The sequence below is a fragment of the Lysobacter niastensis genome, assembly GCF_031457115.1.
Lineage (GTDB): Bacteria > Pseudomonadota > Gammaproteobacteria > Xanthomonadales > Xanthomonadaceae > Lysobacter_J > Lysobacter_J niastensis_A.
The window spans coordinates 173,853-188,281 of the sequence record NZ_JAVDVY010000001.1; the positions used below are offsets into that span (position 1 = coordinate 173,853).

Below are 14,429 nucleotides of genomic sequence, written 5' to 3' on the forward strand. Positions count from 1 at the left end.
GGCCTACCAGTCTGCGCCGATGTTGAGATAGATCTCGTAATCCGAATCCGGGTCATTCAGGCCGTGGGCGATGTCCACGCGTACCGGCCCCACCGGCGAGCGCCAGCGCAAGCCCACGCCGACGCCGGTGTGGATGTCGGGCGTGTTGTCGAACGCGTCGCCGGCATCGACGAAGCCCGCGCCGCCCCAGGTGTCGTTGACGTAGTGCTCGAACTCGACCGAACCGGTCAGCACGTTCTTGGCGCCCAGCGCGTACTTCTTGCCATCCGAACCGATCGTGGTCGGGCCGACTTCGCGGAACGCGTAGCCGCGGATGCTGCGGTCGCCGCCGGCGAAGAAGCGCAGGCTCGGCGGCATGTTGACCAGTGCGTTGGTGAAGGTGCCGCCGGCTTCGGCGCGCAGGATCAGGCGGTTGTACGCGCCCAGGCCGCGATACCAGCGGCCCTGGCCCCAGGCCTGGGCGAAGTTGGCATCGGAGCCGACGCCCTCCAGCCCGCCGCGGACCTCGGCCGTGATGCCCAGGCCCTTGCGCGGAAAGATGCGGTCGTCGGCATCGATGTATTCCCCCCGGAACGACGGGAACAGGAACGTCGCATACGAGTACGCCACCGGCGCGACTTCGCCATTGCTCTCGGACACGTACGACCAGCGCTCGCGCAGCGCGTGCACCGCGGCGACGAGATTGAGCCGGCGGTTGTACTGGCCGCTGCGGCTGCCGACCAGCTCGACCTTGCGGATGTCGATGTAGTCGCTCTGCTCGTCGTAGTACTGCAGGCTGGCGGTGTACCAGCCGTCCCGCCAGCCGAAGGCCGGCACGCGGTACTGCACGGTCGCGGTCTTGCGCTCCTCCGCCCAGTCGATCTGGCCCAGCGCCTTGTGGCCGCGATCGTTGACGTAGCGGCGCTCCATGCCCATGCGCACGCCGGCGCCGCTGTCGGTGCCGTAGCTGACACCGGCGGTGTATATCGTGCGCTTGGCGGGCGTCAGCGTCACCGACACAGGCACCTCGTTGTCGACGGCCTCCTCCGGCTTGGGTTCGATCTCGATGCTGGAGAAGTAGTCCAGCCGCGTCAGCGATTCGCGGAAGCGGTCGAGCTTGCCCTGGTGGTAATAACTGCCCTGTTCCCAGTACACCAGCTTGTCGAGCAGGTCATCGCGGATGATGTGCTGCGGCGTCTGCACGAACGTGGTCGGACCCATGTCGTAGCGGCCGCCGCTGTTCCACACCAGGTCGATGTCGGCGGCATGCTCGGCGCGCGTGACCTCGACCCGGCGCGAGGTGAAGTCGGCATCGAAATAACCGCGCTCGGCCAGGCGGCGGGTGATGCGGACCTTGCTGGCCTCGTAGGCGGTGTGGTCGAACACGTCACCCGCATGCGGCCGGAATGCAGCCAGGTCCTCCTTGAGATAGCGGTCCTCGCTGCCTTCGCCCAGGATGGCGACGTCCGCGCGCCGCACGCGTACCGGCTCGTCGAGCGCGACCGAGATTTCCACCGTCAGCGCATCGCTTTCGCCGATGCGCTTCACCTCGATCCGTGGCGAGTAGTAGCCGAACGGCTCCAGCGCCTCGCGGGTCTCGTCTTCCGCCTCGCGCAGCAGGTAGGCCAGGCGGCGGCCGGACAGCTGCTTGCCGATCGCATCGACCAGCGACAGGGCGCCGTGCACGTTGAGGGTCTTGGTCTCGTCCAGCCCCTTGATCTGTACTGCCTCGACCTTGGCCGCCTGGGCCGCGCCGGCTGCGGACCAGAGCAGCGCAGCGATGGCCATGGCGCGAAAGGCGTGGGGCATGGGCGCAGAATAACCGGGCATCTTCCTGAACCTGGTTAACACCGGGTGACCACGGCCCGCGGGAACGGCGGCCGTGGCAAGGGCATTACATCGACAGGTGTTCGATCGCGGCGACGCTGCCGAGACGGTCGGACAGGCGTTTGAGCAGCGCCAGGCGGTTGTTGCGCACCCGGGCGTCGTCGACGTTCACCATCACGCCATCGAAGAACGCATCGACCTGCGGACGCAGACGCGCCAGGCGGCCGAGCACGGCGACGTAGTCGCGGCCCTCCAGCAACGGATCGGTGTCGGCGATGGCGGCTTCGACGGCGTCGGCGAGCTCGCGCTCGGCGTTCTCTGCGAACAGCGCCGGGTCGATCGTGCCGGGCACGTCGCCTTCGGCTTTCTTCAGGATGTTGCGGATGCGCTTGTTGGCTGCTGCCAGCGCTTCGGCTTCCGGCAGCTTGGCGAACTCGCCGATGGCCTGCAGGCGACGGTCGAAGTCCGGCAGCGAGACGTCGTTGGCGAAGCCGCGGATGCGGCTGGCGGTGGCCTCGAACTGCAGCGCCGACACGCCGCGCTCGTCGTAATAGGCGCGCAGGCGGTCCAGCACGAACTCGAAGATATCCTCGCGCGCGTGTTCGGACTTCAGCGCCGCGCTCGGATGCACGGGCTGCAAGGCGACCGCCTCGTTGATCAGCAGGCGCAGGTCCAGGTCCAGGCCGCCCTCGATCAGCGTGCGCGCCAAGCCCAGCGCGGCGCGGCGCAGCGCGAACGGGTCCTTGTTGCCGCTGGGCTTCAGGCCCTGGTTGAAGCAGCCGGCCAGCGTGTCCAGGCGTTCGGCGATCGCCACGACTTGGCCCAGCTTCGACGGCGCGATCGCATCACCCGCGAAACGCGGCATGTAGGCCTGGTCGATGGCCTCGGCGATCTCCAGCGCCTCGTTCTCGACCGCGGCGTAGTAGCGACCGGCGATGCCCTGCAGTTCCGGGAACTCGCCCACCAGGCGCGACTGCAGGTCGGCCTTGGACAGCTCCGCGGCGCGGCGTGCGCGTTCCGGATCGATGCGCAGCTGCGCGGCGATCGTCTCGGCGAGCGCCGCCACGCGCGCCACCTTGTCGGCGACGGTGCCCAGCTTGTCCTGGTACTTCACCGTCGCCAGGCCGTCGTTCATCGACGCCAGGCCCTGCTTCATGTCCTCGACGAAAAAGAACTTGGCATCGGAGAAGCGCGGACGGATCACGCGCTCGTAGCCCTTGCGGACCTCGGAGGCATCCTTCGACTCGATGTTGGCGATGCCGATGAAGTGCTCACTGAGCCTGCCGTTGCCGTCGAGCACCGGGAAGAACTTCTGGTTGGTTTCCATGGTCGCGATCAGCGCTTCCTGCGGCACGGCCAGGAACTCGGCCTCGAAGCTGCACGCCACCGCCCGCGGCCATTCGGTCAGGCCGTTGACCTCTTCGAGGATGCCGTCGTCGATGCGCGCGCTGCCGCCGGCGGCCTGAGCCGCGGCGTTGACCTCCTGGACGATGCGCTCGCGACGCTCGTCGGGGTCGACCAGCACCCTGGCGCCCCGCAGCGACTCGACGTAATCCTCCGGCGTGCTGAACCACACCGGCTTGTCGTGCATGAAACGGTGGCCGCGGCTCATGCGATCGCCGCGCACGCCGAAGACGTCGGCCGGCACCACGTCCTTGCCCAGCAGCAGCACCAGCCAGTGCACAGGACGGGCGAAGCCGTAGTCGTGGTCGCTCCAGCGCATCGGCTTGGGAATCGGCATCGCCGCGATCGCCTCGCGCACGATCTCCGGCAGCAGCGAGGCGGTGCTCGCGCCCGGCTTCACCGCGCGATGGACAAAACGCTCGCCCTTGGCGTCGCTGGTCTTCTCCAGTTCGGTCCAGTCGATGCCGGCCTTGGCGGCGAAACCCTGCAGCGCCTTGGTCGGCTGGCCGTCACCGTCGAGGGCGATGTTGAGGTACGGGCCGAGCACTTCCGAACGCTGTTCGGGCTGCTCCGCCGCCACGCCGGGCAGGCGCACGGCCAGTCGGCGCGGCGTGTACAGCGGCTTGGCACCTTCGCGGTCGAATGCGATGCCGCGCTTGGCCAGTCCGTCGATGACGCCGTCGAAGAAGGCCTGGGCCAGGCCGGGCAGGGCCTTGACCGGAAGTTCTTCGGTGCCGAGTTCGATCAGGAGTGGTTGCATGTCAGTCATCGCGAAGACCATTTGTTTTTTTGACCCTTCTCCCGCTTGCGGGAGAAGGTGGCGCGAAGCGCCGGATGAGGGCAGGGCGCGCCCTCACCCCAACCCCTCGCCCACGTGCGGGAGGGAGGCTATGCAGCGTTGCGCTTGTTCAGCACCGGGAAGCCCATCTTCTCCCGCTGCGCGAAATACGCCTCCGCGACGCCCTGGGCGATGCGGCGCACGCGCAGGATGTAGCGCTGGCGCTCGGTCACGCTGATCGCACGGCGCGCGTCGAGCAGATTGAAACTGTGGCTGGCCTTGCAGACCTGGTCGTAGGCCGGCAATGGCAGGCCCAGCTCGATCAGCTTCAACGCCTCGGCCTCACACGCATCGAAGCGGTGGAACAGCTCGGCGACGTCGGCATGCTCGAAGTTGTAGGCCGACTGCTCGACCTCGTTCTGGTGGTAGACGTCGCCGTAGGTGACCGGCGTGCCGTCCGGACCGTGCGTCCAGATCAGGTCGAAGACGTTGTCGACGTTCTGCAGGTACATGCACAGGCGTTCGAGACCGTAGGTGATCTCGCCCAGCACCGGTTTGCACTCCATGCCGCCGGCCTGCTGGAAGTAGGTGAACTGCGTGACTTCCATGCCGTTGAGCCAGACCTCCCAGCCCAGGCCCCAGGCGCCGAGGGTCGGCGACTCCCAGTTGTCCTCGACCAGGCGCAGGTCGTGCACCAGCGGATCGACGCCGAGCGCCTTGAGCGAGTCGAAGTACAGCTCGACGATGTTGTCGGGGCTGGGCTTCATCGCCACCTGGAACTGGTAATAGCGCTGCAGGCGGTTGGGGTTCTCGCCGTAGCGGCCGTCGGTGGGGCGGCGGCACGGCTGGACGTAGGCGGCGTTCCACGGCTCCGGGCCGAGCGCGCGCAGGAACGTGGCCGGGTGGAAGGTGCCGGCGCCGACCTCCAGGTCGAGCGGCTGGATCAGCACGCAGCCCTGTTGCGCCCAGTAGGCGTTGAGGCGCTGGATGAGTTCCTGGAACGTGGGGGCGGCGGATGCGCTGGCCATGGTCTCAATTGGCGTGCGTGCAAAGCGCGCTAGTATAGCGACGGGCCCTGTGATTCTCGGCCCGCATCGACATCAGCACGATCCCCCCGCAACGCCTGCCGACGCCGCCGTGAAACACCCGTTCCTGATCCTTGAAACCGGCCAGCCGGTCGCCTCCATGCGCCGTCATCGCGGTTTTCCGCACTGGATACGGGTCGCGGCCGGGCTGGAGGCCGACGAAGCGGTGGTGGTGAACGTGGAGGCGGGCGAGGCCCTGCCGACGCGGGAAGGCTTCGCCGGCACGATCATCACCGGCTCGGCGGCCATGGTCACCGAGCGTCGCGACTGGAGCGAACGCAGCGCGCACTGGCTGCGCGAAGCCGCCCAGGACGGCATGCCGCTGTTCGGCATCTGCTACGGCCACCAGTTGCTGGCGCATGCGCTGGGCGGCGAGGTTGGCGACAACCCGGCCGGCCGCGAGATGGGCACGATCCACGTCGAGCTCCACCCGCATGCAGGCGAGGACCCGCTGTTCGCCGGATTGCCGGCGCAGTTCCCGGCGCAGGCCACGCACCTGCAGACGGTGCTGCGCGTGCCCGAGGGCGCGACCGTGCTGGCGCGTTCCAATCAGGACGACGTCCATGCCTTCCGTTGGGGCGATCGGACCTGGGGCGTGCAGTTCCACCCCGAATTCAGCGCCACGCACATGCGCGGCTACGTGCAGGCCAGGCGCGAGGCGCTGGCGCGCGAGGGGCGTTGCCCGCACGGCGTGGCCCGTGACGTCAGTGCAACGCCTCAGGCGCGGCGCGTGCTGCGGCGCTTCGTGCGCCATGCGCGTGGATTGACGCATCACGGTGCCCGCTCGCACGACTGAGCGCGCGACGAATATTGATCTGACCATTTCTCCAGGAAGGTTTCAGGATGACGCAGGTTCGCAAGGTGCCGCTCAACGCCGGCGCGGAATGGTTGCTTGGCGGTTTCGGATTGTTCCGCAAGGCACCCGTGGCACTCGGGCTGCTCGGCCTGATCTGGGGCGGGGTATCGGGCCTGGCCTCGGTGACGGGGCAGCTATGGCTGAGCCTGGTGCTCGCGCTGCTGGGGCCGATCCTGTTCGCCGGCGTGGTCTATGCCGCGCGTGAAGTGGACCACGGACGCCCGGTGTCGCCGTCGCACCTGTTTCAGGGCCTGCGCGACGGCAAGGGCGCACGCCTGCTGGCGATGCTGCTGCCGCAGCTCATCGCGATCGTGGTGATGGCGCTGCTGCTGGTGGTGATGATCGGCGGCGAGCAGATGCAGCAGATCGTCAAGGTCATGGAGCAGATGCAGACCAACCCCGACCCGAAGCTGGCAGAGGCGCTGCCGGCCGGGCGCATGTTCGCCTGGCTGATGCTGGTGGTGGTGGTCGGCGTGGTCGCCGGTTTCTTCACCTTCATCGCGATCCCGGACGTGATGTTCACGCAACGCGGCGCGTTCGAGGCAATGGCCCTGAGCTTCCGTTCGTGCCTGCGCAACCTCGGCGCGCTGATCGTGATGTTCGTGTTGCTGCTGATCGCCATGGTCGCGATCACGTTTGCCGTCAACCTGATCGTGGTCGTGCTGGCGTGGGCGATCGGACAGCCCGCCGCGGTGTTCGTGGGTCAGTTGTTGCTTATGGCGGTGATCGTGCCGGTGATGGGCGGCCTGGTGTACTACGCGTGGCGCCAGATGCTGGGCGAAACGCCGGCCACGACGGCGCAGCCGTTTGCGGGCGGCATCGAGGTCTGACTTCGCCTGCGGTCGAGCAGCGCAACGCAAGCGGTTGCGCGGGAAAGTGTCGCGGCAGCGAGGAGTCGTCTTCGCGCCGGCTTCACTTTCCTTTGGGCAATAAAAAGCCCCGCGGGCAGGGGGGGCCAGCGGGGCTGCGGAACGGGACCTGGGGAGGGGTCACCGCTCCTGGATCACTCCAGGGGAGGGAGAGATCGGCGACAGGCGTTGCACCTGTCGCGTTCTATATGACCATCCGACACATGGATGGTTCGTGAAGATACCCGTTAAGAAAACGTTGGATTCAGTAGTGATTCATTGACTGAAAACGTTTTATGTGCAGCATTTCCCATTCATCTTCGCTAATCGCCATTCAGGCTCACCCGAACGGGTGAAAAGGTTCTGATCCGCCCGAGTCCACTCAGTGGGCCTCGTCCCAATTGGCGCCGACACCGCTGTCGACCACGAGCGGCACCCGCAGCCGGGCCGCGGCCGCCATCCGGCCGGTCGCCTCGGCCAGCAGGGTGTCGACGAATCCTTCCTCGACCTCGAACACCAGTTCATCGTGGACCTGCATCACCATGAAGGCCCGTTGGTTCTGGTCGCGCAGCCAACCGTCGATGTCGATCATCGCGCGCTTGATGATGTCGGCGGCGGTGCCCTGCATCGGCGCGTTGATCGCGGCGCGTTCGGCGCCGGCGCGCAGACCCTGGTTGCGGGCCTGGATGTTCTCCAGATACAGGCGACGACCGAACACGGTCTCGACATAACCCTGCTCGCGCGCCTGCTGGCGCGTGCGCTCCATGAAATCGCGCACGCCCGGATAACGGCTGAAATACAACGCGATGTAATCCTGAGCCTCGCCGCGCGCGATGCCGAGTTGCCGGGCCAGGCCGAACGCGCCCATCCCGTACATCAAGCCGAAGTTGATCGCCTTGGCAGCGCGACGCTCGTTGCCGCTGACTTCCTCCATCGCCTTGCCGAACACCTCGGCGGCTGTGGCGCGGTGGATGTCGGCGCCCGACTCGAACGCGCGCAGCAGGCCCGCGTCTCCCGACAGGTGGGCCATGATGCGCAGTTCGATCTGCGAGTAGTCGCAGGCCACGATTCTGTGGCCCGGCGGCGCGACGAACGCCTGACGGATGCGGCGGCCGTCGTCGGTGCGGATCGGGATGTTCTGCAGGTTCGGGTCGCTCGACGCCAGGCGGCCGGTGGCGGCGCCGGCCTGGTGGTAGCTGGTGTGCACGCGACCGGTATACGGATTGACCATCTCCGGCAGCTTGTCGGTGTAGGTGCTGCGCAACTTGGCCAGGCCGCGGTACTCGAGGATCACGCGCGGCAGTTCGTGCTGCTCGGCGATGGCTTCCAGCGCCTCTTCGTTCGTCGACGGCGCGCCGGACGGCGTCTTCACCAGCGCCGGTAGTTTCAGTTCGTCGAACAGCAGCGCACCCAGCTGCTTGGGCGAATCCAGGTTGAAGCTGCGTCCGGCCATCTCGGTGGCCTTCTGCTGCGCGGCGAGCATGCGCTTGCCGAGGTCGGCCGACTGACGCCGCAGTTCGCCGGCATCGATCATCACGCCGTTGGCCTCGATGCGCTCGAGCACTTGCACCAGCGGCATCTCGATCTCGCGATAGACCATCTCCAGCCCCGGTTCCGCGGCTAGTTGGGGCGCCAGCGCTCGATGCAGGCGGTAGGTGACGTCGGAATCCTCGGCGGCGTAACGGGTGGCATCGTCCAGCGCGACCTGCGAGAACGGAATCTGCCTGGCGCCCTTGCCGGCGACCTGTTCGTACTTGACGGTCTCGTAGCCCAGGTAACGCTTGGCCAGCGAGTCCATGTCGTGGCGGGTAGCGGTGGCGTTCAGGACGAAACTTTCCAGCATCGTGTCGTCGGCATAGCCGGCCACTTCGATGCCATGCCGGCGCAGCACGTGCAGGTCGTACTTGCCGTGCTGGCCGAGCTTCTTCTTCGCCGGATCCACGAACAGCGGACGCAACGCCGCCAGGGCCTGCTCGCGGTCGAGCTGGGTAGGCGTGCCCGGATAGTCGTGCGCCAGCGGCAGGTAGGCCGCCTTGCCCGGCTCGACGGAGAAACTCAGCCCGATGATGCGTGCCTGCATCGGATCGAGCGAATCGGTCTCGGTATCGAAAGCGAATTCGTCGGCGGCCTGCAGTCGCGCCAGCCAGGCGTCGAACTGCTCCTGCGTCAGCACGGTTTCGTATTCGCCGGGCGCGGACAGTGCCGCATCCACCGGTGCGGCAGGCGCGGCGCCTGCGCGCGCATATCCGGCAGCGGTGCTGCGCATGCCGCCGCCCTGGCGGTCGTCGTTGGCTCCCGCAGCGCCAGCGCCGCCTTCGAGCTCGCGCAGTGCCTGCTTGAAGCCGTAGCGCGCATACAGCGTTCGCAGGTCCTCGACATGCCGCGCGCGCAACACCAGGTCGGTGGGCGCGCGGTCCAGGGCGAGGTCGGTCTTGATGGTGACCAGCGTGCGGTTGAGCGGCAGGCGCGGCAGCGCGGCGCGCAGGTTCTCGCCGATCTTGCCGGTGACTTCACCTGCACGCGCCATCACCTCGTCGAGCGTGCCGTACTGGCCGAGCCACTTCGCCGCCGTCTTGGGTCCGCATTTGTCCACGCCGGGCACGTTGTCGATGCTGTCGCCCATCAGTGAGAGGAAATCGACGATCTGCTCCGGCCGCACGCCGAACTTGTCGATCACCGACGCCTGCGAATCCATCCGGCTGCCGCTCATCGTGTTCACCAGCGTGATGCCGGGACGCACGAGCTGGGCGAAGTCCTTGTCGCCGGTGGAGATGGTCACGTCGATGCCGTTGCCGGCCGCGTCCACGGCGAGCGTGCCGATCACGTCGTCGGCTTCAACGCCCGCCTCGCGCAGGATGGTGATGCCGAGGGCTTCGACGATCTCGCACATCGGCAGCACCTGTGCGCGCAGGTCGTCCGGCATCGCCGCGCGGTTAGCCTTGTAATCGGGATAGAGGTCGTCGCGGAAAGTCTTGCCCGGCGCGTCGACGACGAACGCGACGTAGTCGGGCTGTTCCTTCAGTGTCGCCCGCAGCATGTTGACCACGCCGAACAGCGCGCCGGTGGGTTCGCCGGCATCGTTGGTCAGGGGGGGCAGGGCGTGGAAGGCGCGATAGAGATAGCTGGAGCCGTCGATCAGGACGAGGCGCTTCTTGAGGAGGCTTTCGCTGGCATTGGTCATGCGGGCGATTCTACGCCGCGTGCCCTATGCCGCGTCCTGGTGACGCCGGGGTCACGCCGTGGCGTTATCCTTGCCCCAAGCGAGCATGCCCGCTTCGCCATCGGACCCGGAGATACGCCATGCGCACCGCCATCCCTGCTCTGTTCGCGCTGTTGCTGCCGCTGACCTTCGCCGGCTGCGCGACGACGGGCGACATGGGCGACCCGACCGCCGGGCTTACCGATCCGGAGGTGCGTTCGCGCACGCTCGAAGGCGGCGACAAGCTCGAGGAATACCGCGTCGCCGGCCAGCTGCGCGTGGTCAAGATCACGCCGGTGCGCGGCCCGGTTTACTACCTGGTCGACAGCAACGGCGACGGCACCCTGGACGCCAGCGAGGGCGAGGGCACAATCTCGCCGGTGCAGTACAAGCTGTTCAGCTGGTGACGCCGCGCAATGACGGCTGACGCGAAGTCCATCGACATCCGCATCCTTACGGTCGAAGCCGACCTGCGTGCCGTCTGGCCGCTGGTGTCGCAGCTTCGCCCTGAGTTCGACGAAGACCGCTTCGTCGAGCAGATGCAGCGCCAGATCGCGCAAGGCTGCCGCGCGACGGCGTTGTATGACGAGGACGGCGCGCCGCGCGCGTTCGCCTGCTGGCGGGTGATGGAGATGCTGGCCGTCGGCAAGCATGTCTACGTCGACGACCTGGTCACCGATTCGGCCGTGCGCAGCCGTGGCTTTGGCAAGCGGATGCTCGACTGGCTCAAGATCGAGGCCAGGCGCCTGGGCTGTGACCGGCTGCAACTGGACTCCGGCACGCACCGGCAGGATGCGCACGCGTTCTACCTGCGCGAGGCGCTGCGTATCGAGGCGTTCCATTTCGGTATCGCGCTGAAATAGCAATGCAAAAAAGGCCCGCCGAAGCGGGCCTTTTCTGAGTCGAGAGCGGTACCGCGCTTACTTGCCCGCTACCTTGGCGTAGGTGCCTTTCAGCGCCACGCCGGCCAGGATCGATCCGGCATGACACTCGTAGTTGCTGGCGCTCTTGAACTCGTTCTTCTTGTAGTAGCTGACGATGTCGACCACGGCGTTGGCACCGCGCGCCTTGGCCCCATCCTGCAGCGCCTTCAGCGCCGACAGCGCGACCCAGCGGCAAGCCTGCTCGTCGGACTTGTTGGCGGCATTGGTCTTCCTGTTGGTGACGTCCTCGCCCATCTTTGATGCGACCTTGGGCGTCTTCTGTCCGGCCAGGTAGAAGCGCACGCTGCCGTCGATGCCGGCCGCCTTGGCTTCCGCCGAAGCGACCAGTTCCTGCAGCGGCAACTCCACGCGGGTCTCGCGGGCGTGAGCAACCGGCGCGGCCAGCAGGACGGCGAGGGCGATGATCAGGGTCTTGTTCATGACGGTTCCTAGTTGTCTGGGTGGAGTCCTTGTGCCGCGGCGATGGACCGCGGCAGGGGATTACTTGGCGCTGGCGTTTTGCTCCACAGCGCTTGCCTGCGGTGCCGCTTCGCCATCCGGGGCCTTGCCGGCGTTCGCGTCGATGCCCGGATTCTTCAGCCAGCTCACCACGTCATCGGCGAGCGCGTCGGCCACGAGGGACAGCGTACTGCATGCCTTGAATGTGAACGGCCGCATCGTGACGCGCTGAATATCGAAGTTGCCGACCAGCTGGCCGTTCTCTTTGAGTTCGCCGCTGATTCGACCCCATTTGGGTCCGGACACCGATCCGCCGCCGGCCGCGTGGACGTAGGTGATGACGATGTCCAGCGTCTTGCCCGTCAGCGAAGCGAGGTCCTGGTCGGTGGTCACCACCTTTCCCTTCGAAGCCTTGACGATGTTCTGGCTGAGCTCGCGGTTCCAGGTGCACTGTTCGCGGATCGGTGCGGTACCGACGGAATCGCTGCGGTAAGGAATCACTTCGCGAATGCGGATGCTGTCATCCGCAGCGTGCGCCGACTGGGCCGCAGCGCTGCCGAGGATCATGGCGCCGGCAAGAGAAAGAACGACATTGCGCATTTACTACCCCCTGTAGTGAATGGTGCCGGCGCTAGTCGCGCCAGCGTTTGAAGATCAACGACGTGTTGATCCCGCCGAAAGCGAAGTTGTTGCTCATCACGTACTGGGTCTGCAGCTCGCGACCGGTGCCCACGATGTAGTCCAGTTCGGCACAGCGCGGGTCCGGATTGTCGAGGTTGAGCGTCGGTGCGAACCAGCCTTCGCGCATCATCTCGATGGTGATCCAAGCCTCCAGCGCGCCGCAGGCGCCGAGCGTGTGCCCCATGTAGCTCTTGAGCGAACTGAACGGCATGCGCGAGCCGAACACCTGCGCGGTCGCCTTCGACTCGGCGATGTCGCCGTGATCGGTGGCGGTGCCGTGCGCGTTGACGTAGCCGATCGCTTCCGGCGGCAGGCCGGCGTCTTCCAGCGCCAGCTGCATCGCGATCGCCATCGTCTCCGCGCTGGGCTGGGTGACGTGCTGGCCATCGCTGTTGGTGCCGTAGCCGACGATCTCGGCGAGGATGCGTGCCCCGCGTGCCTGCGCGTGTTCGAGGTCCTCCAGGATCAGCGTGCACGCGCCTTCGCCCAGCACCAGGCCATCGCGCGCAGCGTCGAACGGGCGAGGCGTCAGCGACGGCTCGTCGTTGCGCACGCTGGTGGCGAACAGCGTGTCGAACACCGCCGAGGCGGTCGCGTCCATCTGTTCGGAACCGCCGGCGAGCATCGCCAATTGCTTGCCGGCGCGCACCACTTCGTACGCTGCACCTATCCCCATGCTGCCCGACGTGCAGGCGCTGGAGGTGGTGATGACACGGCCCGTAAGGCCGAAGAACACGCCGATGTTCACCGGCGCGGTGTGGCTCATCATCTTGATGTAGGTGGTGGCGTTGATACCGGCCGTGGTGTGCTCGTTGAGCATGCGGCCGAAGTCTCCGATCGCCGCGTGCGTGCCGGCGGAAGATCCATTGGATACGCCGACGCGGCCGCTCGAAAGCACCGGATCGCCGAGCAGGCCGGCATCTTCCAGCGCCAGTTCGCTGGCGCGCACCGCCATCAAGGCGACACGGCCCATGCTGCGGGTGGTCTTGCGGTTGTAGTGCGAGGGCAGCTCGAACGGTGCGGCGGGCGCGGCGAGCTTGGTATTGAGGCCGTCGTAGACGTCCCACTCGTCGATGCGCTGGACCGCGTTGCGATAGCTGCGCAGGTGGGCGCGGATCGACGACCAGTCGTTGCCGAGCGGGCTGATGCCATTGACGCCGGTGACGACGACGCGGCGGCTGGAGGTGCTCATCCGACCATGCCTCCGTTGATCGAGATCACCTGGCGGGTGATGTAGCCGGCCTGGTCCGACAGCAGGAACGCGACGGCCGCGGCGACTTCCTCAGGCTTGCCGAGGCGATTGGCGGGGATCAGCTTCAACGCGTTCTCGACCACCTCGGCGGTGAGCATCTCGGTATCGATCAGGCCCGGGGCTACGCAGTTGACGGTGATGCCGCGGCTGGCCAGTTCGAGCGCCAGCGCCTTGGTGGCGCCGATGATGCCGGCCTTGGCGGCGCTGTAGTTGGTCTGGCCACGGTTGCCGACCAGGCCCGACACCGACGACAGCGTGACGATGCGTCCGGGCTTGCGCCGGCGCACCATCGGCATCACCAGCGGATTGAGCACGTTGTAGAACGCATCGAGGTTGGTGTGGACGACGCTGTCCCACTCCTCGCCGGTCATCGCCGGGAACGCGGTGTCGCGGGCGATGCCGGCGTTGCAGACCACGCCGTAATAGGCGCCATGCGCTTCCACGTCGGCGGTCAGCGTTGCGGCCGCGGCCTCGCGATCTGCGATATCGAACGCCAGCACGCGCGCCTGGCGTCCCTGCGCCCGGACCTGCTCGGCTACGGCTTCGGCTTCATTGAGCCGGTTGCGACAGTGCACCACCACATCGAAGCCATCCTGCGCGGCTCGCAACGCGATGGCCTTGCCGATCCCCCGGCTGGCGCCGGTGACCAGGACGGTAGCGTCCAGGCCGGTCGAATCCCCGTTCATCAACTTTCGTTCTCCATGTAGGCCAGCGCATCGGGTGGTTCGAATACCGAGACGTTGGCCGTCGCAATCTCCTCATCGCCCGCGAGAATGCGGCAGGCGAATACCCCGAGTCCATTCTCACCCAACAACTCGCGTCGTGCCTCCACCCGCAGCATCGAGCCGCTGGCGAAGACCGGCACGGCGCAGTCGTAGCGCCGCGTGCCGAGCAGGAACCCGATCGGCGGCGGCTGGTCTCGTTCCCTGGCCTGGCAACCGGCCCAGCAGGCCACCGCCTGCGCCATGTATTCCACGCCGACCCAGGCGGGCACGCCGCCGTCGACGTGGAACGGACTCTCGGCCGGTACGCGCAGTTCGACGGCCACGGTGTCGCCGCTCCAGTCGAGCAGGCGGTCGATGAGCAGCATCGTGCCGCGATGCGGAATGACCTGCTCGATGTCGAAGACCGCGGCCAT

General features: G+C 67.1%; 13 protein-coding genes. 4 read left to right on the forward strand and 9 right to left on the reverse strand.

The genetic code is table 11. The annotated features are described in order from the left end of the window. Window positions 1–3: 3 nt before the first annotated feature. The 3 genes from J2X06_RS00860 to glyQ all read right to left on the reverse strand — a co-directional run bounded on the left by J2X06_RS00860 (window position 4) and on the right by glyQ (window position 5,016). Window positions 4–1,788 carry an autotransporter assembly complex protein TamA gene (locus tag J2X06_RS00860; RefSeq protein ID WP_310057051.1) on the reverse strand — a complete coding sequence of 595 codons (1,785 nt, stop codon included), beginning with the start codon at window positions 1,786–1,788 and terminating at the stop codon, window positions 4–6. An 85-nt stretch (window positions 1,789–1,873) separates the two neighbouring features. Beyond that, window positions 1,874–3,979: a glycine--tRNA ligase subunit beta gene (gene glyS / locus J2X06_RS00865; protein WP_310057054.1), complete on the reverse strand. Its 2,106-nt coding sequence runs from the start codon at window positions 3,977–3,979 to the stop codon at window positions 1,874–1,876. Between the two features lie 119 nt (window positions 3,980–4,098). Next, a complete protein-coding gene (glyQ, locus tag J2X06_RS00870; RefSeq protein ID WP_310057057.1) occupies window positions 4,099–5,016 on the reverse strand; it encodes a glycine--tRNA ligase subunit alpha in 918 nt (305 codons plus the stop codon). A gap of 109 nt (window positions 5,017–5,125) precedes the next feature. Between glyQ and J2X06_RS00875 the strand changes: the two genes are divergently transcribed. Further along, the gene (locus J2X06_RS00875) at window positions 5,126–5,869 is read left to right on the forward strand and encodes a glutamine amidotransferase (RefSeq protein WP_310057060.1); all 744 of its coding nucleotides are present in this window, start codon (window positions 5,126–5,128) and stop codon (window positions 5,867–5,869) included. Between the two features lie 47 nt (window positions 5,870–5,916). Next, window positions 5,917–6,759 (forward strand): BPSS1780 family membrane protein, encoded by an 843-nt coding sequence (locus tag J2X06_RS00880; RefSeq protein ID WP_310057062.1) that lies wholly within the window; start codon window positions 5,917–5,919, stop codon window positions 6,757–6,759. 400 nt (window positions 6,760–7,159) lie between these two features. Here the strand turns inward: J2X06_RS00880 and polA are convergent, their stop codons facing one another. Beyond that, entirely contained in the window at window positions 7,160–9,958 is a 2,799-nt protein-coding gene (gene polA, locus J2X06_RS00885) for a DNA polymerase I (protein ID WP_310057065.1), read from the reverse strand. Window positions 9,959–10,077: 119 nt separating this feature from the next. Between polA and J2X06_RS00890 the strand changes: the two genes are divergently transcribed. Then, the gene (locus tag J2X06_RS00890; protein WP_310057067.1) at window positions 10,078–10,383 is read left to right on the forward strand and encodes a DUF2782 domain-containing protein; all 306 of its coding nucleotides are present in this window, start codon (window positions 10,078–10,080) and stop codon (window positions 10,381–10,383) included. Between the two features lie 9 nt (window positions 10,384–10,392). Continuing rightward, a complete protein-coding gene (locus J2X06_RS00895) occupies window positions 10,393–10,839 on the forward strand; it encodes a GNAT family N-acetyltransferase (RefSeq protein ID WP_310057069.1) in 447 nt (148 codons plus the stop codon). A gap of 57 nt (window positions 10,840–10,896) precedes the next feature. Here the strand turns inward: J2X06_RS00895 and J2X06_RS00900 are convergent, their stop codons facing one another. The 5 genes from J2X06_RS00900 to J2X06_RS00920 are packed head-to-tail and all read right to left on the reverse strand — an operon-like array spanning window position 10,897 to window position 14,429. Next, complete coding sequence (locus J2X06_RS00900) at window positions 10,897–11,340, reverse strand: excinuclease ATPase subunit (RefSeq protein WP_310057071.1); 444 nt, start codon at window positions 11,338–11,340, stop codon at window positions 10,897–10,899. 60 nt (window positions 11,341–11,400) lie between these two features. After that, on the reverse strand, window positions 11,401–11,958 hold the full coding sequence (locus J2X06_RS00905) for a hypothetical protein (RefSeq protein WP_310057074.1): 558 nt from the start codon (window positions 11,956–11,958) through the stop codon (window positions 11,401–11,403). A gap of 31 nt (window positions 11,959–11,989) precedes the next feature. Further along, window positions 11,990–13,231, reverse strand: a complete 1,242-nt coding sequence (locus J2X06_RS00910) for a beta-ketoacyl-ACP synthase (protein WP_310057077.1) — start codon at window positions 13,229–13,231, stop codon at window positions 11,990–11,992. After that, window positions 13,228–13,977 carry a 3-oxoacyl-ACP reductase FabG gene (gene fabG, locus J2X06_RS00915; protein ID WP_345784499.1) on the reverse strand — a complete coding sequence of 250 codons (750 nt, stop codon included), beginning with the start codon at window positions 13,975–13,977 and terminating at the stop codon, window positions 13,228–13,230. Before fabG ends, J2X06_RS00910 begins: the two co-directional genes overlap by 4 nt. Next, window positions 13,977–14,429: a hotdog family protein gene (locus J2X06_RS00920; RefSeq protein WP_310057079.1), complete on the reverse strand. Its 453-nt coding sequence runs from the start codon at window positions 14,427–14,429 to the stop codon at window positions 13,977–13,979. The genes fabG and J2X06_RS00920 overlap by 1 nt, the downstream gene beginning before the upstream one ends.